Origin of the sequence: Nocardioides sp. (assembly GCF_024509035.1) — a bacterium.
In the GTDB taxonomy this organism is placed as follows: Bacteria; Actinomycetota; Actinomycetes; order Propionibacteriales; family Nocardioidaceae; genus Nocardioides.
This window is the reverse complement of the sequence record NZ_JANINT010000281.1, coordinates 1-320: the sequence shown is the minus strand read 5'-3', so window position 1 is coordinate 320 and position 320 is coordinate 1. Positions and strand designations below refer to the sequence as shown.

1 protein-coding gene is annotated in these 320 nt (G+C 75.0%); it reads right to left on the bottom strand.

All coding sequences use genetic code 11. The features are described from left to right. On the bottom strand, positions 1–320 hold a 320-nt coding region (locus Q0L15_RS18885; RefSeq protein WP_296606048.1), incomplete at both ends, for a hypothetical protein.

The following is a 320-nucleotide window of genomic DNA, read 5'->3' as shown; positions in this document are numbered from 1 at the left end:
CTCCTGGCGGGCCCGCCCCGGCCTCACCGGCTCGGAGGGCCCGGGTGCCACCTCGACCCGGATCCGGCTGCCCGGGCGCACCATCGCGTGGAACCGGGCCCGTCTGATCTCCAGCAGTGCCACCGCGTGGTCGAGCACTCCCGACTCCTCGACCAGCCCACCCATCAGCAGCAGCACTGCCTGGCCGGGCAGCGGCCGGTCGGCCGGGTCGTCCGGGTGGAACAGCGGGTGGGTGTAGCCGCCCGACTCGACCAGCCGGGTGGCCAGCTCGACGGTGACCTCACGCGCGGCGGTGGTCGTCGCGGTCCCGGCCATCAGTA